The organism is Klebsiella sp. GW_Kp181, from assembly GCF_040062315.1.
In the GTDB taxonomy this organism is placed as follows: Bacteria; Pseudomonadota; Gammaproteobacteria; order Enterobacterales; family Enterobacteriaceae; genus Klebsiella; species Klebsiella oxytoca.
On the sequence record NZ_JBEAFR010000085.1, the window covers coordinates 45,462 to 69,887 of the forward strand.

At 54.7% G+C, this 24,426-nt stretch carries 28 protein-coding genes; 19 read left to right on the forward strand and 9 right to left on the reverse strand.

The window, feature by feature from the left end; genetic code table 11:
• The first annotated feature begins 12 nt into the window (after positions 1–12).
• The 6 genes from ABLV11_RS25300 to purF all read left to right on the forward strand — a co-directional run bounded on the left by ABLV11_RS25300 (position 13) and on the right by purF (position 6,034).
• Positions 13–672, forward strand: a complete 660-nt coding sequence (locus ABLV11_RS25300) for a DedA family protein (RefSeq protein ID WP_004104153.1) — start codon at positions 13–15, stop codon at positions 670–672.
• Positions 673–866: 194 nt separating this feature from the next.
• Positions 867–1,781 carry an acetyl-CoA carboxylase, carboxyltransferase subunit beta gene (accD, locus tag ABLV11_RS25305; protein ID WP_016808402.1) on the forward strand — a complete coding sequence of 305 codons (915 nt, stop codon included), beginning with the start codon at positions 867–869 and terminating at the stop codon, positions 1,779–1,781.
• Between the two features lie 72 nt (positions 1,782–1,853).
• Positions 1,854–3,122: a bifunctional tetrahydrofolate synthase/dihydrofolate synthase gene (gene folC / locus ABLV11_RS25310; protein WP_126489390.1), complete on the forward strand. Its 1,269-nt coding sequence runs from the start codon at positions 1,854–1,856 to the stop codon at positions 3,120–3,122.
• On the forward strand, positions 3,112–3,795 hold the full coding sequence (gene dedD, locus ABLV11_RS25315; RefSeq protein ID WP_004114272.1) for a cell division protein DedD: 684 nt from the start codon (positions 3,112–3,114) through the stop codon (positions 3,793–3,795). Before folC ends, dedD begins: the two co-directional genes overlap by 11 nt.
• A 199-nt stretch (positions 3,796–3,994) precedes the next feature.
• Complete coding sequence (gene cvpA / locus ABLV11_RS25320) at positions 3,995–4,483, forward strand: colicin V production protein (protein ID WP_348855973.1); 489 nt, start codon at positions 3,995–3,997, stop codon at positions 4,481–4,483.
• Between the two features lie 33 nt (positions 4,484–4,516).
• Complete coding sequence (purF, locus tag ABLV11_RS25325; protein WP_004104140.1) at positions 4,517–6,034, forward strand: amidophosphoribosyltransferase; 1,518 nt, start codon at positions 4,517–4,519, stop codon at positions 6,032–6,034.
• A gap of 58 nt (positions 6,035–6,092) precedes the next feature.
• On the opposite strand, the gene ABLV11_RS25330 is transcribed toward purF, so the two are convergent.
• Both ABLV11_RS25330 and ABLV11_RS25335 read right to left on the reverse strand, forming a co-directional pair.
• Complete coding sequence (locus ABLV11_RS25330) at positions 6,093–8,060, reverse strand: beta-L-arabinofuranosidase domain-containing protein (protein WP_070585432.1); 1,968 nt, start codon at positions 8,058–8,060, stop codon at positions 6,093–6,095.
• 7 nt (positions 8,061–8,067) lie between these two features.
• The gene (locus ABLV11_RS25335) at positions 8,068–9,471 is read right to left on the reverse strand and encodes an MFS transporter (RefSeq protein ID WP_004114267.1); all 1,404 of its coding nucleotides are present in this window, start codon (positions 9,469–9,471) and stop codon (positions 8,068–8,070) included.
• 272 nt (positions 9,472–9,743) lie between these two features.
• Between ABLV11_RS25335 and ABLV11_RS25340 the strand changes: the two genes are divergently transcribed.
• The 8 genes from ABLV11_RS25340 to hisP all read left to right on the forward strand — a co-directional run bounded on the left by ABLV11_RS25340 (position 9,744) and on the right by hisP (position 16,660).
• Entirely contained in the window at positions 9,744–10,655 is a 912-nt protein-coding gene (locus ABLV11_RS25340; RefSeq protein WP_070555631.1) for an ROK family protein, read from the forward strand.
• A gap of 38 nt (positions 10,656–10,693) precedes the next feature.
• Positions 10,694–11,689, forward strand: a complete 996-nt coding sequence (locus ABLV11_RS25345) for a LacI family DNA-binding transcriptional regulator (RefSeq protein WP_004104128.1) — start codon at positions 10,694–10,696, stop codon at positions 11,687–11,689.
• Positions 11,690–11,730: 41 nt separating this feature from the next.
• Entirely contained in the window at positions 11,731–12,300 is a 570-nt protein-coding gene (locus ABLV11_RS25350) for a UbiX family flavin prenyltransferase (RefSeq protein WP_004104126.1), read from the forward strand.
• 290 nt (positions 12,301–12,590) lie between these two features.
• Positions 12,591–13,373, forward strand: coding sequence for a lysine/arginine/ornithine ABC transporter substrate-binding protein ArgT (gene argT / locus ABLV11_RS25355; protein ID WP_004104124.1), 783 nt, complete (start codon positions 12,591–12,593; stop codon positions 13,371–13,373).
• A 257-nt stretch (positions 13,374–13,630) separates the two neighbouring features.
• A complete protein-coding gene (gene hisJ, locus ABLV11_RS25360) occupies positions 13,631–14,413 on the forward strand; it encodes a histidine ABC transporter substrate-binding protein HisJ (RefSeq protein ID WP_023321376.1) in 783 nt (260 codons plus the stop codon).
• Between the two features lie 66 nt (positions 14,414–14,479).
• A complete protein-coding gene (locus tag ABLV11_RS25365) occupies positions 14,480–15,166 on the forward strand; it encodes a histidine ABC transporter permease HisQ (RefSeq protein ID WP_004104120.1) in 687 nt (228 codons plus the stop codon).
• A complete protein-coding gene (gene hisM, locus ABLV11_RS25370) occupies positions 15,163–15,879 on the forward strand; it encodes a histidine ABC transporter permease HisM (RefSeq protein WP_004104118.1) in 717 nt (238 codons plus the stop codon). The genes ABLV11_RS25365 and hisM overlap by 4 nt, the downstream gene beginning before the upstream one ends.
• Positions 15,880–15,886: 7 nt before the next feature.
• Positions 15,887–16,660 (forward strand): histidine ABC transporter ATP-binding protein HisP, encoded by a 774-nt coding sequence (gene hisP / locus ABLV11_RS25375; RefSeq protein ID WP_004104116.1) that lies wholly within the window; start codon positions 15,887–15,889, stop codon positions 16,658–16,660.
• A gap of 41 nt (positions 16,661–16,701) precedes the next feature.
• Here the strand turns inward: hisP and ABLV11_RS25380 are convergent, their stop codons facing one another.
• The 6 genes from ABLV11_RS25380 to yfcG form a co-directional block, all read right to left on the reverse strand.
• Positions 16,702–17,199, reverse strand: a complete 498-nt coding sequence (locus ABLV11_RS25380; protein ID WP_224330246.1) for a GNAT family N-acetyltransferase — start codon at positions 17,197–17,199, stop codon at positions 16,702–16,704.
• A gap of 67 nt (positions 17,200–17,266) precedes the next feature.
• A complete protein-coding gene (locus ABLV11_RS25385) occupies positions 17,267–17,833 on the reverse strand; it encodes a hypothetical protein (protein ID WP_004104113.1) in 567 nt (188 codons plus the stop codon).
• A gap of 3 nt (positions 17,834–17,836) precedes the next feature.
• Positions 17,837–18,091 carry a hypothetical protein gene (locus ABLV11_RS25390; protein WP_064344153.1) on the reverse strand — a complete coding sequence of 85 codons (255 nt, stop codon included), beginning with the start codon at positions 18,089–18,091 and terminating at the stop codon, positions 17,837–17,839.
• A 217-nt stretch (positions 18,092–18,308) separates the two neighbouring features.
• Positions 18,309–19,202 (reverse strand): TIGR01777 family oxidoreductase, encoded by an 894-nt coding sequence (locus ABLV11_RS25395; protein WP_004104109.1) that lies wholly within the window; start codon positions 19,200–19,202, stop codon positions 18,309–18,311.
• Between the two features lie 20 nt (positions 19,203–19,222).
• Positions 19,223–19,585 (reverse strand): dihydroneopterin triphosphate 2'-epimerase, encoded by a 363-nt coding sequence (gene folX / locus ABLV11_RS25400; protein ID WP_004104107.1) that lies wholly within the window; start codon positions 19,583–19,585, stop codon positions 19,223–19,225.
• Between the two features lie 65 nt (positions 19,586–19,650).
• Positions 19,651–20,280 (reverse strand): GSH-dependent disulfide bond oxidoreductase, encoded by a 630-nt coding sequence (yfcG, locus tag ABLV11_RS25405; protein WP_126489383.1) that lies wholly within the window; start codon positions 20,278–20,280, stop codon positions 19,651–19,653.
• A 208-nt stretch (positions 20,281–20,488) separates the two neighbouring features.
• Between yfcG and yfcF the strand changes: the two genes are divergently transcribed.
• Genes yfcF through yfcD form a run of 3 tightly spaced genes read left to right on the forward strand, consistent with a single transcriptional unit; the run spans position 20,489 to position 22,354 of the window.
• Positions 20,489–21,133 carry a glutathione transferase gene (gene yfcF, locus ABLV11_RS25410; RefSeq protein WP_004104105.1) on the forward strand — a complete coding sequence of 215 codons (645 nt, stop codon included), beginning with the start codon at positions 20,489–20,491 and terminating at the stop codon, positions 21,131–21,133.
• Positions 21,134–21,189: 56 nt separating this feature from the next.
• Positions 21,190–21,741: a phosphodiesterase gene (yfcE, locus tag ABLV11_RS25415; protein ID WP_023321374.1), complete on the forward strand. Its 552-nt coding sequence runs from the start codon at positions 21,190–21,192 to the stop codon at positions 21,739–21,741.
• A 58-nt stretch (positions 21,742–21,799) separates the two neighbouring features.
• The gene (yfcD, locus tag ABLV11_RS25420) at positions 21,800–22,354 is read left to right on the forward strand and encodes an NUDIX hydrolase YfcD (protein ID WP_004104103.1); all 555 of its coding nucleotides are present in this window, start codon (positions 21,800–21,802) and stop codon (positions 22,352–22,354) included.
• Positions 22,355–22,357: 3 nt separating this feature from the next.
• Here yfcD and ABLV11_RS25425 read toward each other — a convergent pair whose 3' ends face one another.
• On the reverse strand, positions 22,358–23,377 hold the full coding sequence (locus ABLV11_RS25425) for a LacI family DNA-binding transcriptional regulator (protein ID WP_004104102.1): 1,020 nt from the start codon (positions 23,375–23,377) through the stop codon (positions 22,358–22,360).
• Between the two features lie 236 nt (positions 23,378–23,613).
• On the opposite strand from ABLV11_RS25425, the gene ABLV11_RS25430 reads away from it, so the two are divergent.
• Both ABLV11_RS25430 and ABLV11_RS25435 read left to right on the forward strand, forming a co-directional pair.
• Positions 23,614–24,057: a PTS sugar transporter subunit IIA gene (locus ABLV11_RS25430; RefSeq protein WP_023321372.1), complete on the forward strand. Its 444-nt coding sequence runs from the start codon at positions 23,614–23,616 to the stop codon at positions 24,055–24,057.
• A 79-nt stretch (positions 24,058–24,136) separates the two neighbouring features.
• Positions 24,137–24,409: a PTS sugar transporter subunit IIB gene (locus ABLV11_RS25435; RefSeq protein WP_004104098.1), complete on the forward strand. Its 273-nt coding sequence runs from the start codon at positions 24,137–24,139 to the stop codon at positions 24,407–24,409.
• Positions 24,410–24,426: the final 17 nt, after the last annotated feature.

The following is a 24,426-nucleotide window of genomic DNA, read 5'->3' on the forward strand; positions in this document are numbered from 1 at the left end:
CTAACGCAAATTATGGATCTGATTCACTTTTTAATCGATTTTATCCTGCACATTGATGTGCATCTGGCTGAGTTGGTCGCGGAGTACGGTATTTGGGTATACGCGATTTTGTTTTTGATTCTGTTCTGCGAAACCGGCCTGGTGGTCACGCCGTTTCTGCCGGGGGATTCTCTGCTGTTTGTGGCAGGAGCGCTCTCCGCGCTGCCGACTAACGATCTCAACGTGCATTTAATGGTGCTGCTGATGGTCATTGCGGCGATTGTTGGCGATGCGCTGAACTACACGATTGGCCGGCTGTTCGGTGAAAAGCTTTTCAGCAACCCCGATTCGAAAATTTTCCGCCGCAGCTATCTGGATAAGACCCATAGCTTCTACGAACGCCACGGCGGCAAAACCATCATCCTGGCCCGTTTCGTGCCGATTGTCAGAACGTTTGCGCCGTTTGTTGCGGGAATGGGGCATATGTCCTATCGTCATTTTGCGATGTATAACGTCGTTGGCGCGCTGCTTTGGGTACTGTTATTTACCTATGCGGGTTATCTGTTTGGCGATTTGCCGATCGTACAGGAAAACCTTAAGCTGCTGATCGTCGCGATTATTGTTCTGTCCGTACTGCCTGGCGTCATTGAAGTCATCCGCCACAAGCGGGCGGCGGCGAAACAGGCGAAATAACGCGGCGACGATCTTCGGACGGTATGCCGCCGTCCGAAGAGTGAAGTGTGAGCGGTTCGACCACTTTTTTATCCCATGTTACGGGATGTTATGATTTAATGTGCAACATTCATGGTCTGTGAGGGGCAAAAATGGCATTATGCGCCCCTTGCGACAAAACTGGCATCGACCAGGTTCAGGTAGAAAGGTTATCAATGAGCTGGATTGAACGAATTAAAAGCAATATAACCCCCACCCGTAAGGCAAGTATCCCTGAAGGTGTATGGACCAAGTGCGACAGCTGCGGTCAGGTATTGTACCGCGCAGAGCTGGAGCGCAACCTGGAGGTTTGCCCTAAGTGCGATCACCACATGCGTATGTCGGCGCGCAACCGCCTGCATAGCCTGCTGGACGAAGGTTCCCTCGTGGAGCTGGGAAGCGAGCTCGAGCCGAAAGATGTGCTGAAGTTCCGCGATTCGAAAAAGTATAAAGACCGTCTGGCCTCAGCCCAGAAAGAGACTGGCGAAAAAGACGCGCTGGTGGTCATGAAAGGCACTCTGCATGCTATGCCGGTTGTTGCCGCAGCTTTCGAATTCTCCTTTATGGGCGGGTCAATGGGCTCTGTGGTCGGCGCGCGCTTTGTCCGCGCGGTTGAGCAGGCTCTGGAAGACAACTGCCCGCTGATTTGCTTCTCCGCATCCGGCGGCGCGCGTATGCAGGAAGCGCTGATGTCGCTGATGCAGATGGCGAAAACCTCCGCTGCGCTGGCGAAAATGCAGGAGCGCGGATTGCCGTATATCTCCGTGCTGACTGACCCCACCATGGGCGGTGTCTCGGCGAGCTTTGCGATGCTGGGCGATCTGAATATCGCCGAGCCGAAAGCGCTGATCGGCTTTGCCGGTCCCCGCGTTATCGAGCAGACCGTTCGCGAGAAGCTGCCGGCAGGATTCCAGCGCAGTGAGTTCCTGATTGAGAAAGGGGCGATCGACATGATCGTACGCCGCCCGGAAATGCGTCTGAAGCTGGCCAGCATTCTGGCGAAGCTAATGAATCTTCCGGCGCCAAATCCGGAACCCGCTCACGAAGGTGAGGTGGTGCCACCGGTGCCGGATCAGGAACCAGAGGCCTGATAATGCAGAGGGCAGGCCTGACGGCGCTGCCCTTTTTTATACGCGTAGTTATCCTAACTCTTGCCGGACATCATGGAAAAACAACCTATTCCTCAGGCCACGTCGCCCCTGGCTACGTGGCTTTCTTATCTGGAACATCTGCACAGCAAAACTATCGATCTTGGGCTGGCGCGCGTCAGCGAGGTCGCGCAGCGGATGGCGGTAATAAAACCTGCGCCGTTTGTCTTTACGGTCGCGGGGACCAACGGCAAAGGCACCACCTGCCGTACCCTGGAATCGGTGCTGATGGCGGCGGGCTACAAGGTTGGCGTATACAGTTCGCCGCATCTGGTGCGCTACACCGAGCGGGTGCGCGTGCAGGGCGAAGAGCTGCCGGAACTCGCGCATACGACCTCTTTTGCCGAAATTGAAGCCGCGCGCGGCGATATTTCCCTGAGCTATTTCGAGTTCGGTACTCTCTCTGCGCTGTGGTTGTTTCAGCAGGCGCGACTGGATGTGGTGATTCTTGAGGTGGGCCTGGGCGGCCGCCTTGATGCTACCAATATCGTCGATGCTGACGTGGCGGTGGTCACCAGTATTGCCCTCGATCATACTGACTGGCTGGGGCCCGATCGCGAAAGTATCGGTCGTGAAAAGGCGGGGATTTTCCGCTCAGGCAAACCGGCCATCGTCGGCGAACCCGATATGCCGTTGACCATCGCAGAGGTGGCGAGCGAAAAAGGGGCGCAGCTCCTGCGCCGTGGCGTTGACTGGCAGTACGACGCCAGTCAACAAGGCTGGTCCTTCCGCGATCGGCTGGGGACGTTAAACGATCTGCCGCTGCCGCAGGTACCGCTGCCGAATGCGGCAACCGCGCTCGCGGCCCTGCGCGCCAGCGGGCTTAAGGTGAAGGAGCAGGCGATGCGCGACGGCATTCAAAACGCGATGCTGCCTGGGCGTTTCCAGATAATCAGCGAAGCGCCGCGGACGATCCTTGACGTTGCTCATAACCCGCACGCGGCGGCCTATCTCGCCGGGCGTCTCAAAACCTTATCGAAAACGGGGCGCGTACTGGCGGTTGTTGGTATGCTGCATGATAAGGATATCGCAGGTACGCTGGCGAATTTGCAGGCGGAAGTTGACGACTGGTACTGCGCGCCGCTGGAAGGACCGCGAGGAGCCACGGCGGAGCAGCTGCTGGAACATTTACGCGCAGGTAAAGTCTATACCAGCGTTGCGCAAGCGTGGCATGCGGCGATGGCGGATGCCAGACCTGAAGATACGGTGCTGGTCTGTGGTTCATTCCACACGGTGGCGCATGTAATGGAAGAAATAGACGCGGGGAGAACCGGTGGCAAGTAAGTTTCAGAACCGTTTAGTCGGGACGATTGTGCTGGTAGCGCTGGGGGTGATTATCCTGCCAGGGCTACTGGATGGTCAGAAAAAACATTATCAGGATGAGTTTGCCGCCATTCCGCTGGTGCCCAAACCAGGGGACCGCGATGAGCCGGATATGCTGCCAGCGGCGACTCAGGCGCTGCCTTCGCAGCCTCCGGAAGGGGCGGCGGAAGAGGTGAGAGCCGGTGACGCCGCGGCGCCATCGTTGGATCCGTCGCGCATACCGGTGAACAACAACAGTTTTGATGTGGTTCAGGAGCCGGTTGTCGCGCCAAAACCGCAGGCGCAGCCGAAACCTCAGCCGAAGCCGGTAGAGAAACCACAGCAGCAGCAGGTTGCGGCGCAGACGCCGCCGCCTAAGCCACAGCAGCAGGCTGAAATCCCGGCGCCGACCGGTAAAGCATACGTAGTGCAGCTGGGCGCGTTAAAGAACGCCGATAAGGTCAACGAAATTGTGGGCAAGCTGCGCGCTTCCGGTTTTAAGGTTTACACATCGCCTTCGACACCGGTGCAGGGTAAAATTACCCGTATTCTTGTGGGGCCGGATACCTCAAAGGATAAGCTTAAAGGCCAGCTTGGAGAACTGAAGCAGCTTTCAGGACTCAGCGGCGTGGTCATGGGCTACAGCCCGAACTAACTCTCTCTTTTTTAAAAGAGTAGCGAGCTGAAACCCCTGTCTGACGTGCCCTGAAGAGGCGAAAGGCAGTATGGCGTTGAATGTTTTTTCAGCGCCATTTTTATTTATGTAGGGCACGGAAATCCCTACGCAAACGTTTTCTTTTTCTGTTAGAATGCGCCCCGAACCGGACGACAGGGCGTAAAATCGTGGGACGTATATGGTCTGGATTGATTACGCCATAATTGCGGTGATTGGTTTTTCCTCACTGGTTAGCCTGATCCGCGGCTTTGTTCGTGAAGCTTTATCGCTGGTAACCTGGGGATGTGCTTTCTTTGTTGCCAGTCATTACTACGCTTACCTGGCTGTCTGGTTCACGGGCTTTGAAGACGAACTGGTCCGAAATGGGATTGCTATCGCGATACTGTTTATCGCAACGCTTATCGTCGGCGCTATCGTAAACTTTGTGATAGGTCAGCTGGTGGAGAAAACCGGCCTGTCGGGTACCGATAGGGTCTTAGGGATCTGCTTTGGCGCCCTGCGCGGTGTGCTAATCGTCTCAGCGATTCTGTTCTTTCTCGATAGCTTTACCGGTATGGCGAAAAGCGAAGACTGGCAAAAGTCTGAGCTTATCCCGCAGTTCAGTTTCGTTATCAGATGGTTCTTTGACTATCTGCAGAGCTCGTCAAGTTTCTTGCCCAAAGCATAAGCGTTGGGATGTAGCTTAACGAGGAAAAGACGTATGTGCGGTATTGTCGGTATCGCCGGTGTCATGCCGGTAAACCAGTCGATTTATGACGCGTTAACGGTGCTTCAGCATCGTGGCCAGGATGCCGCAGGCATCATCACCATTGATGCGAACAACTGTTTCCGTTTGCGTAAGGCGAACGGACTGGTGAGCGATGTTTTTGAAGCTCGCCATATGCAGCGTATGCAGGGCAATATGGGGATTGGTCACGTTCGTTACCCGACGGCTGGCAGCTCCAGCGCCTCTGAGGCTCAGCCTTTCTACGTCAACTCACCGTATGGTATTACGTTGGCGCACAACGGTAACCTGACCAACGCTCACGAGCTGCGTAAAAAGCTGTTTGAAGAAAAACGCCGCCACATCAACACCACCTCCGATTCCGAAATCCTGCTCAATATCTTTGCCAGCGAGCTGGACAACTTCCGCCACTACCCGCTGGAAGCCGACAATATTTTTGCGGCGATTGCCGCCACCAACCGCCAGATTCGCGGCGCTTACGCCTGCGTGGCGATGATTATCGGTCACGGCATGGTGGCCTTCCGCGACCCGAACGGCATCCGTCCGCTGGTGCTGGGCAAGCGCGATATTGGCGATGGCCGTACCGAGTATATGGTCGCTTCGGAAAGCGTGGCGCTCGATACGCTGGGCTTTGAGTTCCTGCGCGACGTGGCGCCTGGCGAAGCGGTGTATATCACCGAAAAAGGCCAGCTGTTTACTCGCCAGTGCGCGGAAAACCCGGTCAGCAACCCGTGCCTGTTCGAGTACGTGTACTTTGCGCGTCCGGACTCCTTCATCGACAAAATTTCCGTTTACAGCGCCCGCGTCAATATGGGCACGAAGCTGGGCGAGAAAATTGCCCGCGAGTGGGAAGATCTGGATATCGATGTGGTCATTCCCATTCCGGAAACCTCCTGCGATATCGCACTGGAAATCGCCCGCATCCTCGACAAGCCGTACCGCCAGGGGTTTGTTAAAAACCGCTACGTAGGCCGAACCTTCATCATGCCGGGCCAGCAGCTGCGCCGGAAATCGGTGCGGCGTAAGCTTAACGCCAACCGCGCCGAGTTCCGCGATAAGAACGTGCTGTTGGTGGATGATTCCATCGTGCGCGGCACCACCTCTGAGCAGATTATTGAGATGGCGCGCGAAGCCGGGGCGAAGAAAGTCTACCTGGCTTCCGCTGCGCCGGAAATTCGTTTCCCGAACGTGTATGGCATCGATATGCCGACCGCCAATGAGCTGATTGCTCACGGGCGTGAAGTGGATGAGATTCGCCAGATCATCGGTGCGGATGGCCTGATTTTCCAGGATCTGGACGATCTGATTGACGCGGTGCGCGCTGAGAATCCGGATATCCAGCAGTTTGAATGTTCGGTCTTCAACGGTATCTACGTCACTAAAGATGTTGATCAGACCTATCTGGATTTCCTTGACTCTCTGCGCAACGACGACGCAAAAGCGGTTCAGCTGCAGAACGAAGTGGAAAACCTGGAGATGCACAACGAAGGGTAATGCCTTGATTCGCTGGAAGCCCGCGGTCCGAAGACTGCGGGCTTTTTGTTTTTAGAGGTCAGGCCTCGTTGATCCAAATTCGCATCTCGCCTTCGCCACGATTGGCCCAGCTAAACCATGGAATAAAGGTTAAGGTCTGTTTCTCTACCGCCGTCTGGCGATGGTCGAAGCTGTAGAGCGGTTTATCCTCCTGGGCGGTCAGTACCCGAAGCCCCTCCGCCTGCAGCACGATTTTTCCTTTTAGCACCCCGGTCCCTGGAATCTCGCGTATCTGACTCGCTTTGGGCAGCGACAGGTTGTGCAGTTCGGCGCTGTTATCAACCTCTTCCAGGCAGTAAACCAGCGGTCCGCGCTGAATGGCGACTTTACCGGCGTTATGGCGAACCAGTGGGTTGGCGTAGACCCGGCGGAGGGTCATCGGCAGGCGCAGCGTAATGATATCCCCCTGCTGCCATTGGCGCGTAATATGCAGATAGCCTTTCAGTTGTTCGCCCTGCGCGGCTTCGCCGTTGATGAGCACCTGCGGCGCTTCACACCATTCCGGCAGGCGCAGCGCCAGCGTATGCTGAACGGCCTGCGGGTGGCTGAAAGTGATGTTGACCTCCTCATCCCATGGATAGTTACCGCTGATTTTTAGCGCCAGCGGCTGGTCATTAATGGTGAACTGCGCTTCGCTTCCGGCGTAGAAATTGATAAACAGCGCATCCCGGCGCGGCGTGAACAGGTAGTGCCCGATAGCCACCAACGTGCGGGCGATATTTGGCGGGCAGCAGGCGCAGCCAAACCAGCGCTGGCGAACCGGTTTGATATGGTCGTAAATATGGTTATGCGGAATGCTTTTCGGATAGGTTTCCAGCGGGTTAACATAAAAGAAGTGTTTACCGTCCAGCGCCATCCCGCCGAGTACCGTATTGTAAAAAGCGCGTTCCATCACGTCGGCATAGTGCGCATCGCCTTCCATTTCCAGCATCCGACGGGCGAACATCATCAGGCCAATTGAAGCGCAGCTTTCGCCGTAGGCGGTATCGTTGGGCAGATCGTAGTCGCTGGTAAAAGCTTCGCCGATCCCCTGAGAGCCGATTCCACCGGTGATATACATCCGACGCTGCACCATGTTGTTCCAGATCCGCAGGCAGGTCTGACGTTTCTCTTCGTCATTTGTCATACGGGCGATATGCGCCAGGCCGGTCATCAGATAGACCGAACGTACGGCGTGGCCGACCGCTTCGTTCTGTTCAGCGAGCGGTTTGTGCGCATGGGTGTAAGTTTTGTCTTTGATCATTCCTGGCCAGGCGTCGCCCCAACCGATCCAGTGCCGGGTACCGCCGCGTTTTTCGAACTCGATATCGTAATAGTAGGGCTGCTTCCCACGTTCTTCGACGAAGAAGCAGGCCAACGCCTGATAGCGAGGTTCCCGGGTGACTTCATACAGGCGCATCAGCGCCAGTTCGATTTCCGGATGTCCCGGATAGCCGCGAAGCTGTCCGGGGTTAGGCCCGAAGACGGTATCAATGTGGTCGGCAAAGCGGCAGGAGATTTCCAACAGACGACGTTTACCGGTGGCGCGATAAAAAGCGACAGCCGCTTCAAAAAGATGCCCGGCACAGTACAGTTCATGACACTCTGCCAGGTTAGTCCAGCGCTGACCCGGTTCTTTTACGGTATACCAGGTATTGAGATAGCCGTCTTCACACTGCGCTTGCGCCAGCAGTTCGATCACTTCGTCAGCGGTTTGTTCGAGCGTCGCGTCAGGTTTTTGGCTTAACGACCAGGCGACCGCCTCAAGCCATTTGGTGACGTCGCTATCCTGAAAAACCATTCCGTAAAATTGGCCATCCTCTTGTCCCGCGGCAATGCGATAGTTGGCCAGCGCGTGGCTGGGCTCCGCATCGGGAATATTGTCGTTCAGCGCTTGCCACTGATAAGGAATGACGACATCACGAATCAAACGCTGATACTCTCCCAGGAAAGGATCGGTAACGGTAATTCTGTTCAGGTCGGCTTCAATTACATCGGACTGCATCATGTTTACCTCAGGAAATTTGGCTATGTCTTTGGTTAAGATCGGTGGAGATACGTTTCATCATTGGGCCGTCCAGCCGGCACTTCAGCAGACACAGGGCCAGCACCAGATGGAAAATTGCCGGTATTACGGTTTGCAGCAGGGTGATGCCCTGAATAGACGCGGCAGTTTGATTTTCCAGGCCTGGACGGTACGCGACCAGAATCAGCAACAGGCTGATAATGCCGCCGGATGAGGCCCAGGAGAGCTTGATAAAAAAGAGGTTAAAGGCGAAGTTCATACCGGAGGAACGCACGCCATTCTTCCATTCACCGTAATCATCGGCGAAGGCCATAATCGAGAAGTGCAGCGGCAGGGTGAAACCAAGCACAACGTTGTTGATCAGGATACAGACCAGCCATAGTGTCTGATGCTGCGGGCCGGTGGGCAGGAACCACATCGCCACGCCGAAAATAACCAGCACCAGGTTAGTGCGGAAGTACAGCGTAACCATGTCGACGCGGCGTGAAAGCGGGTTGACGATCACCGCACCAATAATCGCAGCCACGGTGACGATAGCAAAAAACAGCGACATAAAGCCGGCGCTGCCCTGCAGCGCGTAGGAGATAAAGTACATGTAGCCGCCGCCGCGAATGCACAGAATATTCACCAGCAGGAAGGACATCACCAGCATCAGCAGTAATTGGTCGTTCTTACGCAGCCCTTGCAGATGCTGGCGCAGCGTGAATTTTCCGGCCAGCGACAGCGGAACCCGCTCTTTGACCCAGAAAAAGCAAAGTAAAAACATGATCATACCAACGGCGCACAGCACGGCCACGCCGTACTGGTAGCCTTTAGCCAGATTGCCCTGGCCAAAAAGCTCGACCATCCATGGCAGCCCGACGGAGACCAGGAAGCCGGCGATACCGCTTAAGACAAAGCGCCAGGACTGGCAGGACATTACCTGATCGTGACGGTTGGTCATGGCGTTTATCAGGGCGCAGTAGGGGACGTTATTGGCGGTATAGCCAATAGAGAGCAAAAAATAGGTCCCGAACGCCCAGGCAATTTTCATGTTTGGGCTCATGTCTGGCACGGTAAACGTCAGAATGCCGATAACCGCAAGCGGCACGGCAGTCCAGAGCTGCCAAGGGCGAAAGCGGCCCCAGCGGCTGCGGGTTCTGTCAGCAATAACGCCCATAACCGGGTCTGATATCGCATCAAAAATTCTCAGGGTAAAGAACATTGCCCCGACGATGGCCGGGCTGAGGCCGAACACATCGGTGTAGAAAAAAAGCAGGAAGCCGCTGATTAAGTCAGAGATGCAGTGTCCACCGGCATCTCCCAGCCCATAGCCTATTTTTTCGCGGGTGGAGAGCGTTTCGCCCGCATCAACCATCTGCACATTCGTGTCCAGATTATCGACTGTAGCCATAACCAATCCTTATTTGCTAAGCAGAGTGTGAGGGTACACAGGTCATTACGATCTGTTTTTATGTTTTTAGTAAACTTCATACGCTGCCGAGCATAGATCTAATCTTCTCTTTTCGTACATTTTTGACTTTTGTGCTTGTGATTTTGATCTTGAGTTTTACTACAAATTATTTTTAATGCCGATCTTGATCACATTTATCCGTGAAGGATGCCGGGATTCTTTGCGTTATTCGCTAAGCTGAGCATCATTTTTACGAGAAAAGGTCGAATTAAATGCATTTAGGTATGGATATCGGTGGGACCAAAGTTGAGACTGTCGTGCTGGATGACAAGGGAAAACTGGTCTGGCAGCAGCGCATTGCGACACCGAAAGCCAGTATTGAGCAGTTCTTACAGGGTATCATTGGAGAAGTCCATGCCGCGCAGGATTGGGCAGGCGAAAAGCTAAGCCTGGGATTCGGTTTGCCCGGCGCGATTGACACCGCTACTTGTTTAGTAAAAAATTCAAATATTCAGGTGGTCAATGGGCATCCGCTGCATGATATCCTTAGCGACTATTTTTCCCAGCCGGTGGCTGTCGCAAACGATGCTAACTGTTTCGCGCTGTCGGAAGCGATAGATGGCTGTGGCGCCGGTCATGAAGTGGTGTTTGGGGCGATACTTGGTACCGGATGCGGCGGCGGGGTGGTGGTGCATCAGCGTTTGCTGACCGGGCCGAATGCCTGCAGCGGTGAATGGGGGCATAATCCTTTGCCGCACTATTCCCCGGAACACGATGGGCCTTCGCACTTGTGCTATTGCGGTCAGCATAACTGCGTAGAATCGTTTATCTCTGGCAGCGGGCTGGCCCGACAGTTTCGCTTACATAATGAAGGACGCGGAACCGCTGAAGAACTGGTGTTGAAGATGCGTGAAGGACACCCTCAAGCGCTGGCGCTGTGGCGGCAATTCCGTAATCAGCTGGCGCGCGCCTTCGCAAACGTCGTGAATATGCTCGATCCGGATGTGATAGTGATAGGTGGGGGGCTGTCGGGCGTCGATGAGCTGTATAGCGATTTATCGGCTGAAATGGCAAAGTACATATTCGGTGGACGCTGCGTGACGCCGGTTCTGCCGGCAAAGCATGGCGACAGCAGCGGCGTACGCGGCGCTGCATGGGCTGGAGAGCAGGCGCTGCAGGGATAATCAGCGTAAACCCCGTAAAACAGGTGAAAACGAACGGAATGGTAAAAAAGACCAGAATTAAAGATATTGCGGCGGCCTGCGGCGTGTCGATTGCCGCAGTATCAAGAGCGCTAAAAGGGCAGCCGGGGCTTAGCGAGGAGACTCGTCAGCGGATCCTGTCGATAGCGGAAGCCGAAGGCTATGATTTTAGCCGCTTGCGCAACGGTCGCATCAAGCGGCTGCTGTTTTTAATGCACAGGGAACACAATATTGCCAGCGCTCTGCCGTTCTATTCGACCGTCATGCTTGGCGTTGCTGACGCTTGTAGAGAAAATGAAATTGCCATGAGCTTCCAGCCCATTGGTCCGGGAGATTCAGTTGGCGAGTTGATTAATCTCCATCAGCCTGACGCGCTGATCTGCGCGGGTTATCTTGAAGCAGAGATACTGGCGGAATTGAAAAAAACGGCGCTCCCCGTTGCCCTGGTTGATTTGTGGGCGGCGGATTTTCCCTGTGCCAATCCTGACAACTATCACGGCGGATTTATCGCCACCCGCCACCTGCTTGAACAGGGAAGAAAGCGTATTGCCTTACTCGGCCATTCGCAGCACCATTACAGCATCCGTCAGCGTACTGAAGGCTATCTGCAGGCGCTGTTTGATGCCGGAATTTCTCTGGCCGAGGAGTATCGAGTCGAAGTCCCCCCGGTCAAGGAGATAGAAAAACCGCTGGTAGAAGGCATGGAGAAACTGCTGGCGCTACCGCAGCCGCCGGATGCTATCTTTGCTTATAACGATATGGCGGCGCTGGTGGCGATGAGAGTTTGCGCGCGGAAGGGCATCAAGGTGCCGGATGAGATTGCGATCGTCGGTTTCGATGATATTGAAGCTGCTGCATGGGCCTGGCCGCCGTTAACCACGGTGGCCATTGATAAACGTGAGCTTGGCCGCGATGCGTTCCGTCTTTTACTCAGCGATGAGGGTGACAGAAACCTGTTGTTGCCGGTGCGGTTAGTGGTTCGTGAGAGTTCATTGCGGTTGCGTCCGCAGGCATAATCCGGCAAAGTCTGCGCCATCGTGTGAAAGGGGCAATCATCGTGAAGCGACTCATTATCGGTATCTCTGGCGCCAGCGGCGCAATTTACGGCGTACGCCTGCTCCAGGTTTTGCGCGAGGTGCCTGATGTCGAAACCCATCTTATTTTAAGCCAGGCCGCCCGTCAGACGCTGGCGCTGGAGACGGACTTCTCCCTGCGCGAGGTGCAGGCGTTGGCCGACGTAGTGCACGATGCCCGTGATATCGCCGCCAGTATCTCTTCCGGCTCTTTTAAAACCGCCGGGATGGTGATTTTGCCATGTTCAATGAAAACGCTTTCCGGCATTGTTCATAGCTATACCGATGGGCTGCTGACCAGAGCGGCGGACGTGGTGCTTAAAGAGCGTCGCCCGCTGGTGCTGTGCGTTCGGGAAACGCCGTTCCACCTCGGTCATCTGCGTCTGCTGGTCCAGGCGGCGGAAATGGGCGCAGTGATTATGCCGCCGGTTCCGGCGTTCTATCATCGTCCTGAAAGCCTTGACGATGTGATCAATCAAACGGTCAATCGCGTTATCGATCAGTTTGATATCTCTCTTCCTGCAGACCTCTTTACCCGCTGGCAGGGCGCGTAGGGCGCACTAACATAGTGCGCTTTCTTCACCTCTGCGCTCCTGCAGTGCAATTTTGTCGCCTCGATCAAATCCTCAACATTTAATTTGTTTTTTTGCGCTACGGCGCTGCGGTTTATCCATTATTGCTGGTATCTTCCCTTTCAAGACAAACTTGCAACCTTTATTTAACAAATTTAACGCCGTTTCCAGCACGCACTGAGAGAATGGCATAAAACGTGCAAGATTTGTCGGCAGCACCAATAACAAGACAACGCATGACATAACAACATCACGACACTTAAGGGTAACCTATGAAGAAGACGGTCCTGGCTTTCTCTTTAATGATGGGCATTTGCAGCGCTTCCAGCGCCTTCGCCGCGCTGCCGCAGAGTATTCGCATTGGCACCGATGCCACCTACGCGCCTTTTTCTTCTAAGGATGCGAAAGGGGATTTCGTGGGTTTTGACATTGATTTGGGTAATGAGCTCTGTTCGCGCATCAAAGTAAAATGTACCTGGGTTGGCAGCGATTTCGACTCCCTGATCCCATCGCTGAAGGCGAAGAAAATCGACGCCATCATCTCTTCGTTATCGATAACCGAAAAACGCCAGCAGGAAATCGCGTTCTCTGACAAGCTCTATGCGGCGGACTCTCGCCTGATTGCCGCCAAAGGCTCACCGATTCAACCGACGCTGGAATCTCTGAAAGGCAAGCACGTCGGCGTTCTGCAGGGCTCCACCCAGGAGGCCTACGGCAATGAACGCTGGCGCAGCCACGGGGTCGACGTCGTGGCTTATCAGAATCAGGACTTAATCTACTCAGACCTCGCTGCGGGCCGCCTGGATGCCGCCTTGCAGGATGAGGTCGCCGCCAGCGAAGGCTTCCTCAAGCAACCAGCCGGTAAAGATTTTGCCTTTGCCGGACCTTCTGTTAAAGACAAAAAATTCTTCGGAGATGGCACCGGTATTGGCCTGCGTAAGGATGATAGCGAACTGAAGGCCGCTTTTGATAAAGCCCTGGCTGAGCTTCGCAAAGACGGCACCTACGACAAAATGGCGAAGAAATACTTCGACTTCAACGTTTACGGTGATTAAGTCGCCCGCTGGCCCGGATTCCGGGCCACGAGTATCTATTTCTGTCTGATATTGGTGCAACGGTGCTTTAAGCGGATCAATTTGGTACAGGAAATTGCGCACTCTATGTTAAAAAGTGCATAGTTAAGCGTTTCCGATGCGAAAAAATTTGCTTTCCGGCGCAGAATACTTTGCCTTACCGGGGCGAATAATGGCACGATAACTGCCGTAAGTACTTCTAATAAATCCATTAGAATGACAGTCTGTTGAGGATAGTTATGAAAAAACTGGCGTTGTCTCTCTCCTTAGCGCTGGCCCTTTCCAGCGTTTCCACCGTATTCGCAGCAATTCCGCAAAAAGTCCGCATTGGCACCGATCCTACTTATGCCCCGTTCGAATCAAAGAATGCACAGGGTGAATTGGTTGGTTTTGACATCGATCTGGCAAAAGAGCTGTGTAAGCGCATCAATACGCAATGTACCTTCATTGAGAACCCGCTGGACGCGCTGATCCCTTCTTTAAAAGCGAAGAAGATCGACGCCATTATGTCTTCGCTTTCGATCACCGAAAAACGCCAGCAGGAAATTGCCTTCACCGACAAACTTTACGCGGCTGATTCTCGCCTGGTCGTCAAAAAAGGCAGCGATATCACGCCAGACCTTGCGAAGCTGAAAGGTAAGCGCATTGGCGTTCTGCAGGGCACCACACAAGAAACCTATGGCAATGAACACTGGGCGCCGAAAGGTATTGAAATCGTTTCCTATCAGGGCCAGGACAATATCTATTCCGATTTGACCGCCGGACGTATTGACGCGGCGTTCCAGGATGAAGTTGCCGCCAGCGAAGGCTTCCTCAAACAGCCTATTGGCAAAGATTATCAGTTCGGCGGCCCGTCGATTAAAGACGAGAAGCTGTTTGGCGTCGGCACCGGAATGGGGCTGCGCAAAGAGGATAATGAGCTGCGTGAAGCATTAAATAAAGCCTTTGCCGAGATGCGCCAGGACGGCACCTACGACAAGCTGGCGAAGAAATATTTCGATTTTAACGTGTACGGCGACTAACCATCCCGCGTACCCCATCGCGCGTGACTTAGCGCGCGATGGTTGATGACAGACAGGGCAGACAGCATGCTGTACGGTTTTTCTCAGGTTATTTTTCAGGGCGCGCTGGTCACCCTTGAGCTGGCGTTAAGCTCGGTCGTTCTGGCAGTGCTTATCGGCCTGGCAGGCGCGGGGGCGAAGCTTTCCAGTAATCGTCCGCTGGCGCTGATTTTTGAAGGCTATACCACCTTAATTCGCGGCGTACCCGATCTGGTGCTGATGCTGCTGATTTTCTACGGGTTGCAGATCGCGCTCAACGCGCTGACCGATGCGCTTGGCCTCGCGCAGTTTGATATCGACCCCATGGTCGCGGGGATTATCACTCTGGGCTTTATTTACGGCGCTTACTTCACCGAAACCTTTCGCGGCGCCTTCCTGGCGGTACCGAAGGGACATATTGAAGCGGCAACGGCCTTCGGCTTCAGCGGCGGGCAGACCTTTCGCCGCATTCTGTTTCCGGCAATGATGCGCTATGCGCTGCCCGGAATTGGCAATAACTGGCAGGTGATCCTCAAAGCGACTGCACTGGTCTCATTGCTGGGGCTGGAAGATGTGGTTAAGGCAACTCAGCTGGCGGGTAAAAGCACCTGGGAGCCTTTCTACTTCGCTATCGTCTGCGGCCTGATTTATCTGGTGTTTACCACGGTTTCCAATGGTGTGCTGCTGATGCTCGAACGCCGTTATTCTGTTGGCGTGAAGAGGGCTGACCTGTGATTGATATTATTCAGGAGTACTGGAAATCTCTGCTGTGGACCGACGGCTATCGCTTCACCGGCGTAGCGATTACGCTCTGGCTGCTGATCTCTTCAGTCGTGATGGGCGGCATACTCGCGGTTTTTCTTGCCATAGGCCGGGTATCGAGCAACAAATTTATCCAGTTCCCAATCTGGCTTTTCACCTATATCTTTCGCGGTACCCCGCTGTATGTGCAGCTGCTGGTGTTCTATTCCGGTATGTACACGCTGGAGATCGTCAAAGGTACAGAACTGCTGAACGCCTTCTTTCGTAGCGGTCTGAACTGTACGGTGCTGGCGTTGACGCTGAATACCTGCGCTTATACCACGGAGATTTTTGCCGGAGCGATTCGTTCAGTGCCGGCGGGAGAGATCGAAGCCGCCCGCGCGTACGGTTTTTCTGCGGTCAAAATGTATCGCTGCATTATTTTGCCTTCCGCGCTGCGTATTGCTCTGCCTGCCTACAGCAACGAAGTGATCCTGATGCTGCATTCCACCGCGCTGGCTTTTACCGCCACGGTGCCGGATCTGCTGAAAATTGCCCGTGATATCAACTCGGCAACCTACCAGCCGTTTACCGCTTTTGGCATTGCCGCAGTTCTGTATTTAATTATCTCCTATGTGCTGATTAGCTTATTCCGCAGGGCGGAAAAGCGCTGGCTGCAGCATATCAAACCTTCTTCGACGCATTGAGAACGCCATGTCCGACAATAAATTAAATGTAATCGATCTGCATAAACGTTACGGCGAACACGAGGTGCTGAAAGGCGTTTCGCTGCGGGCGAAAGCCGGGGACGTGATCAGTATTATTGGCTCATCCGGTTCCGGTAAAAGCACCTTTCTGCGCTGCATTAACTTTCTTGAAAAGCCCAGCGAAGGGACGATTGTGGTTAACGGGCAGAACATTGGTCTGGTTCGTGATAAAGACGGTCAGCTCAAGGTGTCGGATAAGAACCAACTGCGTCTGCTGCGGACTCGCCTGACGATGGTGTTCCAGCATTTCAATCTCTGGAGCCATATGACGGTGCTGGAAAACGTGATGGAAGCGCCGATTCAGGTTCTGGGCCTGAGCAAACAGGAAGCGCGCGAGCGGGCGGTGAAATATCTGGCGAAGGTGGGGATTGACGAACGCCAGCAGATTAAATATCCGGTGCATCTCTCCGGCGGCCAGCAGCAGCGCGTGTCCATCGCCCGCGCGCTGGCGATGGAACCCGATGTGCTGCTGTTTGATGAACCGACGTCGGCGCTTGATCCTGAACTGGTGGGCGAAGTGTTGCGCATTATGCAGCAGCTGGCGGAAGAGGGGAAAACCATGGTCGTGGTCACCCATGAGATGGGCTTTGCGCGCCACGTCTCCTCTCACGTAATCTTCCTGCATCAGGGCAAGATAGAAGAAGAGGGGCACCCTGACGAAGTCTTCGGTAATCCGAAAAGCCAGCGCCTGCAGCAGTTCCTGAAAGGCTCTTTAAAGTAATTCCTGTCCTGCCTCCGGCGGAATACTCTCCGTCGGGGCGGCTAACGCTCCAGCCGATATACCCAGTCGTCGTAATCAATTCCGTTCAGGCGATAGGCTTTTTCGAGCACCTGAATGCGGATAAAACCGTGTTTTTCCAGCAGACGAGAGGAACCAGCGTTACTGCCCAGCACCGAGGCATTGATGGCGTGAACGCCGAGCAGCTGAAAACCGTAGTCGCAAATCGCTTTTAGCGCTTCGCTGGCGTACCCTTTCCCCTGAGCTTCGGGCAGGAGTGCGTATCCGACATCCGCTTCGTGCGGGTTTTTACTGCTGATGCGCAGCCCGATATCGCCAATTGCCGCGCCGCTGGCATCACGTAAAACGAATACGCCAGGGTCTGCGCAGCGGGACTCAAACAGCGTCCGCAGCGCCGGCTCCTCAAGAAGCTCTCCCATATAGCGCATCACTTCGGGATCTCGCCGTAAGCGCAGAAAAAAAGGCCAGTCGGATGCGTTAAACCCAGAGAGACGCAGGCGCGGAGTGGTGAGCATTATCATAAAGCAGTCCATACAAGTGGATTCTTCCGCCACCTTAACACCATAAAGCCGCGGAATGTTTATGCCTTTAAGCAACCGTCGGTGAAGCCTGGCGCTGACTTTCCAGCCCGCTAAGATAGTGCAACACGGTTTTGCTCTCCCGCGTAGCCCTCAGCTGCAGCGCCAGATTGAGATCGTCCAGCACCTCGGCGTGGGCGACCAGCGCTGAGTCTTCAGCAAGTCGTCCCTCCGTTACCAGCCAGCCAACGATGGTTTTCCAGCGCCATAGCGGCGAATTGCCTTTAACGCGCTGCACCGGTCCCGGAAACTGGCCCGAGCCTCGCGCGCCATCTTTCAATAAGGCGACGGCCTGTCGCGTCAGGCCGGTGAGTTCGGCAATATCGCTTAATCCTACCAGCGCGGAATCGACGGATTCGACTCGCGCATTCAGAGCCGGAGCGGATTCGATATCAGCAATGGCTGACAGAATAGCCTGCTCAAGAGAGTCTCTTTCGCGATCGAACTCCAGATAGACCGCCGTTCCGTAAAAACAGACCAGGGCGTCAGCGCAGCCTGCGGCATGCAGTGCATCTTCCAGACCCACGGTACGAGAAGTTACGCCGGAGAGGGTGAGCGTAAAATTATACAGCGCCATTGTTTAATCCTTCTTGTGGTTAATCTGACCCGAGGCAGGCGGCTGGCAGCGGTCGACCATTCTGATAATTTGCCTGGCGTGGTTAATGGGTACCGCAGGCGTTGACCAGATGCTCATCATATGTTCCCGGTGCCGGGCCGTCCCACACATCAACCTGCCAAAACAGTGAGCGCTTTTGCAGCCAGTGATAAAAATCCAGCCCCGTGCCAGCGCGTAGTCAATAGCTGCTCTGATATGTTTATCCGGATGTTCCTTCATCAATTCATCCTGGTAATATTGAATAAGTTGTTGACGAATGTCAACGGTGTGGTGGTGTTAAATTACACACAGGGGTTATGGCAGAGTGAAAGACATATCACTGGAATAAGATTCACAGTTAAGGCGACACAGGAATGGTGATTTTTGCGCGCTGCGAGGTGGGTTCCACAAATTAATCGCTCAGGGAGAACGTAGCGCTCTCCCTGAGTAAACTGAACTACCGCAGCACGTCGGCCAGCGCCTCTTCCAGATCGTACCAACGAAAGCCAAATCCGGCCGCTTCCAGGCGTTTAGGCAACGCGCGCTGGCCGCCGAGTACCAGAACGGAAGATTCTCCCATCAGCAGACGAATAGCCGCCGCCGGGACGCGGAAAATCGCCGGACGGTTTAGCGCATGGCCCAGCGCATGAGCGAACTGCTCGTTACGAACCGGGTAAGGGGAAACCATATTAAACGGCCCGCGCAGGTCGTTATCAAGCAGCCACAGTATACCGTTGACCATATCGTCGATGTGGATCCAGGCCAGATACTGTCTGCCGCTGCCGATAGGGCCGCCGAGGCCAAGCTTAAAGGCGGGCGCCATTTTGGCCAGAATGCCGCCTCGCGGCGCCAGCACCACCCCGGTACGCAGCAGGCATACGCGGGTGCGATCGCTCTGCGCTTCGCAGGCAATCTGCTCCCAGCGGGCGCAAAGCTTGTGGGTAAACTCATTATGCGGCGGCTCTTCTTCGGTGACGACAACTTCGCCGAGATCGCCATAATAGCCGGCGGCTGAACCGCTAATCAGCACCGCGGGCGGCGCGTCGCTGGCGTTGATTAGGGTGACCAGCTTTTGGGTGATATCCCAACGGCTGTGGCAGAGGCGCTGCTTCTGCTCCGCCGTCCAGCGTTTATCGGCGATAGGTTCGCCTGCCAGATTGATGACGGCATCAAAACCGTTAAGATTCACCTGATGCTCAAAATCGCGCCACAGAGTGACGCGAGAATCGAGGCGGTTTTTCGCCTTTTCAGGGCTGCGGGTTGAAACCGTTACGCGATGCCCCAGCTCCAGCAGCCGGGGTATCAGATGCCGGCCAATCAGGCCGGTACCGCCAGTAAGCAGAACGTTCATAGCGCCTCCCGAAGATGCATCTAGCGCCGCCAGCTCATTGTCATGGAGACGGAATCGGCGTAGCGCAGTGCATGCAGTTTGTCGATCTCTACTTCAGCATATGTGACCCAGTGATGTTCGCGTGCGATGTCGAGCACATCCTGAGTTAATTTTTCCAGTAGAGAAAAGCGGTTATTTTCGATATGACTAATAATGCGCTTAGTAATGGTGCGGTAGTTCAGCGCATCGTTAATATCTTCGCTGTTGCGTGATTTCTCCGCCGGATAGTGGATAGCGACGTTGACCACCACATCCTGGCGGTTGGCGATCTCTTCCTCTTTAATTCCGATAAAAGTACGCAGGCGCAGGTTCTTAATTCGAATAATGGCGTCTGGTTGAGACATTGCAGGCTTCCTCCGGGTAGTAATTTCCGCCATCATACATCAAAGCTTCCCGGCCGAGCAGGGGGTTACCAGGCTTCTGTTTTCAGAAGCGCCTCAACGGTCGCCGGGCGATGACGAATGCGTTCAAACCAGTTGTGAACCGCCGGAAAACTGGCGAGGTCGATGCGCTGGCGCTGATGGGCATTCACCCACGGCCAGCAGGCGATATCGGCGATACTGTAGTGGTTGCCGCCCAGCCAGGGGCTCTCGCCAAGGCGCCGGTTGAGCACGCCGTACAGCCGCTGAGTTTCTACCTGATAGCGCTCGATGGCATAGGGTACCGCCTGCGGGGCGCAGTGGTTAAAGTGGTGGTTTTGCCCGAGCATCGGCCCTAAACCGCCGACCTGCCAGAATAACCACTGGAGCGTAGCGTAGCGCTCGCGGAGCTCACCGCTCAGTAACTTGCCGCTTTTTTCTGCAAGGTAGAGCAGGATTGCTCCGGACTCAAACAGGTTTAACGGGCCACCGCCGTCGGCGGGTTCATGGTCAACGATCGCCGGGATCTTGTTATTTGGCGAAATCGCAAGGTAGGAGGGTTGGAACTGCTCCCCTTTGCCGATATCCACCCGGATGAGACGATAGGCCAACTGAGCTTCTTCGAGGAAGAGCGTGATTTTGTGGCCATTGGGAGTGGGTGCGTAGTAAAGATCGATCATGAAAATCCCTCGCCGTTACGGGTCGCAAACTTTTCGAGTATAGGTGAACTGACGTTATCCGGCAGGCTAACCGAATCCGGGATGATTTTCGCCAGGCAAGTTCACCGCAATTAAGTATGTAAGATCCTCAAGGCGACGGTCAGTGACATCTTCTGAAAGACAGGCTATGTTGGCTTATCGCCCCATTACATTAGCCATTGAGGATGCTATGAGCCAGTCCGCGATTACCCTGTGGTCCGACGCCGATTTTTTCTCGCCCTATGTGATGTCCGTGTACGTTGCCCTGCAGGAAAAGAGCCTGCCTTTCACTCTAAAAACCGTCGATCTCGACAGCGGCGAGCATCTGCAAAGCGGCTGGAAAGGCTACAGCGTGACGCGGCGCGTACCGCTGCTGGAGGTCGGTGAGTTCTTCCTGAGCGAATCCTCCGCGATTACCGAATATCTCGATGAACGCTTCGCGCCTCCGGAGTGGGAGAGACTGTATCCGCATGACCTGCAAAAGCGCGCGCGGGCGCGTCAGGTGCAGGCCTGGCTGCGTAGCGATTTAATGCCGATTCGTGAAGAACGCTCGACGGCCGTGGTTTTTGCCGGAGAAAAGAAACCGCCGCTCAGCGAAGCCGGGAAAAAAAGCGCCGGCAAGCTGTTTGAAACGGCTGGCGTTCTGCTATCCCATGGCGGGCAGAATTTATTTGGCGAATGGTCTATAGCCGATACCGACCTTGCGCTGATGCTCAATCGTCTGGTTCTGAACGGCGATGAGGTTCCGACAGCGCTGGCTGATTACGCCACCTTCCAGTGGCAGCGAGCGTCAGTCCAGCGCTACGTCGCACTCTCAGCCAAACGAGCGGGCTGATAAGCGTCAGCGGTTCCGTTATCATAGCGGCATCGTAATGCGTGGAGATGAAATGTATGAAGCTGATGTTTGCCTCGGATATCCATGGCTCTCTGCCTGCAGCCGAACGCGTGCTTGAGCTGTTCGCGCGAAGCGGGGCGCAGTGGCTGGTTATTCTCGGTGATGTGCTGAATCACGGACCGCGTAACGCGCTTCCTGAAGGTTATGCCCCGGCCCAGGTCGCAGAGGTGTTAAATCGCGTAGCGGAGCGGGTGGTTGCCGTTCGCGGCAACTGCGACAGCGAAGTCGATCAGATGCTGCTCCATTTCCCCATAACCGCCCCCTGGCAGCAGGTTTTGAGCGAGCGAACCCGCCTGTTTCTCACTCACGGACATCTGTACAGCCCCGATAATTTGCCTCCACTCGCCGCTGGCGATGTGCTGGCTTACGGCCATACTCATATTCCGGTAGCCGAGAAACGCGGCGAGATTTTTCTCTTCAATCCCGGCTCGGTCAGCATCCCTAAAGGGGGATTTACCGCCAGCTACGGTCTTCTGAACGAGGGGCGATTGCAGGTTTTAGCACTCGATGATCATCAGGTTATTGCAGAGGTCGCAATTTACCCGTAATTTACCCCTCAATCGTATAGACGCGCCGCGAGAGCGCTTTAAAAAGTAAGGTTTCCTGATGGCGGAACAGAATCATTTGGCAAGCACAGAATGGGTCGATATTGTTAATGAAAACAACGAGGTGATAGCACAATCCAGCCGCGAACAAATGCGCGCGGAGTGTCTGCGTCATCGCGCGACCTACATTGTTGTTCATGATGGGATGGGCAAAATCCTGGTGCAGCGTCGTACCGAAACGAAAGATTTCCAGCCGGGCATGCTGGACGCCACCGCCGGTGGCGTGGTGCAGGCTGATGAGCAAATGCTGGAGTCCGCGCGCCGCGAGGCGGAAGAAGAGCTCGGCATTGCCGGCGTGCCCTTCGCTGACCACGGGCAGTTCTACTACGAAGATAAGCACTGCCGCGTCTGGGGCGGTCTGTTTAGCTGCGTATCGCACGGACCGTTCGCGCTGCAAGAAGAAGAAGTGAGCGAAGTGTGCTGGCTGACGCCGGAAGAGATCACCGCCCGCTGCGATGAGTTCACTCCGGATTCATTAAAAGCGCTGGCGCTGTGGATGACCCGCAATGCCAACAATGAGCCAACAAAAGCCGAAAAACAGGAAGAGGCGGAATAGCCTTTAGCAGCTATCCCGCATGCATAAACTGGACGCGATGGGTTTCCTGTCGCTCCAGTTTCCCTCATTAAAACGCTCCAGAAGGGCTCGCCCGGCTTCTATACCAATCTTGTGGTGCGGCACAGCCATGGTCGTTAACGGCGGCTGGCACACCCGACTCACGTCACTGTCGCCAAAGCCGACGACGGCTAAATCATCAGGCACCTTGATACGCCGACGCTGGCACTCATACAGCGCCCCGCATGCCAGCTCATCGGAAACGCAGACCAGCGCATCGAGTTCTGGCCATGCCAGCAAAAACTCCGGCAGCTGCGAAGCGCCGGTGGAAAAGTTGGCCGGTAGCGCAGCGTTAATCACCCGGTTAGGCGACATATGATGGCGCAGCATGGCCTTGTACCACCCCTGCAAATGCTGCTGAAAAATCCACTGTTCCTGATTGGCGCACAGTAGACCGATATTCTGATAGCCGCGGTGAATGAGCATCTCCGTCAGCTCGAACATCGCCGCTACGTTATCAATGCCGATATTCATGTCGATAGGATCGGCGCGCATCGCCCCCATTTCCACCACCGGAATCGAGGCGTTTTGCAGCCAGTGGCGTACGGTATCGCTATGTTCAACGCTAAGCAGAATGGCGGCGGCGATATTCGAAGCCAGCAGCGTTTCCAGCAACTTTTCTTCCTGCTCAAGACGGTGCTGCGATTCCGCGAGCATGATTTGATAACCCGCCGGCTGTAGTACCTGCTGAAGCCCGGCAAACATCGCTGAGCAGCCCGCCTCCGCCAGATTGGGGACCACCATCGCGATAGTTCTTGAAGAGGCTGATGCCAGGGCGCTGGCGGCGAGGTTAGGCATATACCCGAGTTCTTGCACCGCCGCTTCGATTTTTTCACGGAGTTTATCGGAAACTTGTTCCGGCGTGCGAAGCGCGCGGGATACGGTCATGGTTCCCACACCTGCCAGCTGAGCAACATCGGCGATCGTCACTTTACCGGTACTACGCCGTTTTCGGGTTAGAGACATACATATTCCTGCTAAACAGACGTTTTTTATTTTCATCCATTACTTCACGTGTCAGGGAGTATACGCCTTAACCGGGGCTTTTTGCTGCGTTTTCACAGGATGATTGTGAGTTGATAGCGCTATCACAAATCTGAATGTTCCTTTTTGGTAGCGCTATCTTTGTGATCGTTCTCGCAGATAACTCTTCCCTGCTTGCATAAAGTTTGCCCATCTTTTGCTAAAAGACGGGGGATAAAATGCTCAACACATGGCTCTCTGATGCCACCATTGCGCTGCGGCAGAACGTAGACAGCTGGCCCCAGGCGCTGGATATCTGCGCCCGGCCGCTGCTCGAGGCCGGCGTTATCGAACCTGCTTACGTGAAGGCGATCGTGGAGCAGCATCGCAGGCTGGGGCCGTATTACGTGCTGGCGCCGGGACTGGCGATGCCGCATGCGCGGCCAGAGGAGGGGGCAAAGGGCTTAGGACTATCGCTGTTGAAACTGGAACAGGGCGTATCGTTTGGCTCTGAGGAGTTCGACCCGGTTGATATTATCATTATGCTTGCGGCACCGGATAAACATAGCCATCTCGAAATGATCGCGGCTCTGGCGGAATTATTTTCCAGCGATGAAGATATGCATCAATTACATCAGGCAACCGGCCTTGAGGAGATTAAAAAAATCATCGCACGCTTCTGAGTTAATTTAAACATCCGACTTATCGGACATTACGCGCCTGCGTGATGCGGACCTACTCTACCCAAAAAAGGTGATAACAATGAAAATTATGGCAATTTGCGGTTCTGGCCTGGGCAGCAGTTTTATGGTTGAAATGAATATTAAAAAAGTGCTTAAAAAGCTCGAAATCGAGGCCGAGGTAGAGCACTCCGATCTGTCGTCGGCAACTCCTGGCGCGGCGGATCTGTTTGTGATGGCGAAAGATATTGCTGCCAGCGCCAGCGTACCGGAAAGCCAGCTGGTGGTGATTACTAACATCATCGATATTAATGAACTCGAAGCGCAGCTGCGCGCGTGGTTCGCCAGACAATAACTATTTATAGCGAGGTG

Excerpts from the sequence above, each read along its gene's own strand:
- ABLV11_RS25430 (WP_023321372.1), top strand. The coding sequence starts at position 23,614 with ATGCTCAACACATGGCTCTCTGATGCCACCATTGCGCTGCGGCAGAAC.
- ABLV11_RS25330 (WP_070585432.1), bottom strand. The coding sequence starts at position 8,060 with ATGATGCAGTCCGATGTAATTGAAGCCGACCTGAACAGAATTACCGTT.
- yfcD (WP_004104103.1), top strand. The coding sequence starts at position 21,800 with ATGGCGGAACAGAATCATTTGGCAAGCACAGAATGGGTCGATATTGTT.
- ABLV11_RS25345 (WP_004104128.1), top strand. The coding sequence starts at position 10,694 with ATGGTAAAAAAGACCAGAATTAAAGATATTGCGGCGGCCTGCGGCGTG.
- ABLV11_RS25385 (WP_004104113.1), bottom strand. The coding sequence starts at position 17,833 with ATGGCGCTGTATAATTTTACGCTCACCCTCTCCGGCGTAACTTCTCGT.
- hisP (WP_004104116.1), top strand. The coding sequence starts at position 15,887 with ATGTCCGACAATAAATTAAATGTAATCGATCTGCATAAACGTTACGGC.
- ABLV11_RS25425 (WP_004104102.1), bottom strand. The coding sequence starts at position 23,377 with ATGTCTCTAACCCGAAAACGGCGTAGTACCGGTAAAGTGACGATCGCC.
- argT (WP_004104124.1), top strand. The coding sequence starts at position 12,591 with ATGAAGAAGACGGTCCTGGCTTTCTCTTTAATGATGGGCATTTGCAGC.
- ABLV11_RS25395 (WP_004104109.1), bottom strand. The coding sequence starts at position 19,202 with ATGAACGTTCTGCTTACTGGCGGTACCGGCCTGATTGGCCGGCATCTG.
- yfcE (WP_023321374.1), top strand. The coding sequence starts at position 21,190 with ATGAAGCTGATGTTTGCCTCGGATATCCATGGCTCTCTGCCTGCAGCC.
- ABLV11_RS25380 (WP_224330246.1), bottom strand. The coding sequence starts at position 17,199 with ATGATAATGCTCACCACTCCGCGCCTGCGTCTCTCTGGGTTTAACGCA.
- ABLV11_RS25435 (WP_004104098.1), top strand. The coding sequence starts at position 24,137 with ATGAAAATTATGGCAATTTGCGGTTCTGGCCTGGGCAGCAGTTTTATG.
- ABLV11_RS25340 (WP_070555631.1), top strand. The coding sequence starts at position 9,744 with ATGCATTTAGGTATGGATATCGGTGGGACCAAAGTTGAGACTGTCGTG.
- folC (WP_126489390.1), top strand. The coding sequence starts at position 1,854 with ATGGAAAAACAACCTATTCCTCAGGCCACGTCGCCCCTGGCTACGTGG.
- ABLV11_RS25300 (WP_004104153.1), top strand. The coding sequence starts at position 13 with ATGGATCTGATTCACTTTTTAATCGATTTTATCCTGCACATTGATGTG.
- ABLV11_RS25390 (WP_064344153.1), bottom strand. The coding sequence starts at position 18,091 with ATGAAGGAACATCCGGATAAACATATCAGAGCAGCTATTGACTACGCG.
- hisJ (WP_023321376.1), top strand. The coding sequence starts at position 13,631 with ATGAAAAAACTGGCGTTGTCTCTCTCCTTAGCGCTGGCCCTTTCCAGC.
- cvpA (WP_348855973.1), top strand. The coding sequence starts at position 3,995 with ATGGTCTGGATTGATTACGCCATAATTGCGGTGATTGGTTTTTCCTCA.
- yfcF (WP_004104105.1), top strand. The coding sequence starts at position 20,489 with ATGAGCCAGTCCGCGATTACCCTGTGGTCCGACGCCGATTTTTTCTCG.
- ABLV11_RS25335 (WP_004114267.1), bottom strand. The coding sequence starts at position 9,471 with ATGGCTACAGTCGATAATCTGGACACGAATGTGCAGATGGTTGATGCG.
- accD (WP_016808402.1), top strand. The coding sequence starts at position 867 with ATGAGCTGGATTGAACGAATTAAAAGCAATATAACCCCCACCCGTAAG.
- ABLV11_RS25365 (WP_004104120.1), top strand. The coding sequence starts at position 14,480 with ATGCTGTACGGTTTTTCTCAGGTTATTTTTCAGGGCGCGCTGGTCACC.
- folX (WP_004104107.1), bottom strand. The coding sequence starts at position 19,585 with ATGTCTCAACCAGACGCCATTATTCGAATTAAGAACCTGCGCCTGCGT.
- yfcG (WP_126489383.1), bottom strand. The coding sequence starts at position 20,280 with ATGATCGATCTTTACTACGCACCCACTCCCAATGGCCACAAAATCACG.
- purF (WP_004104140.1), top strand. The coding sequence starts at position 4,517 with ATGTGCGGTATTGTCGGTATCGCCGGTGTCATGCCGGTAAACCAGTCG.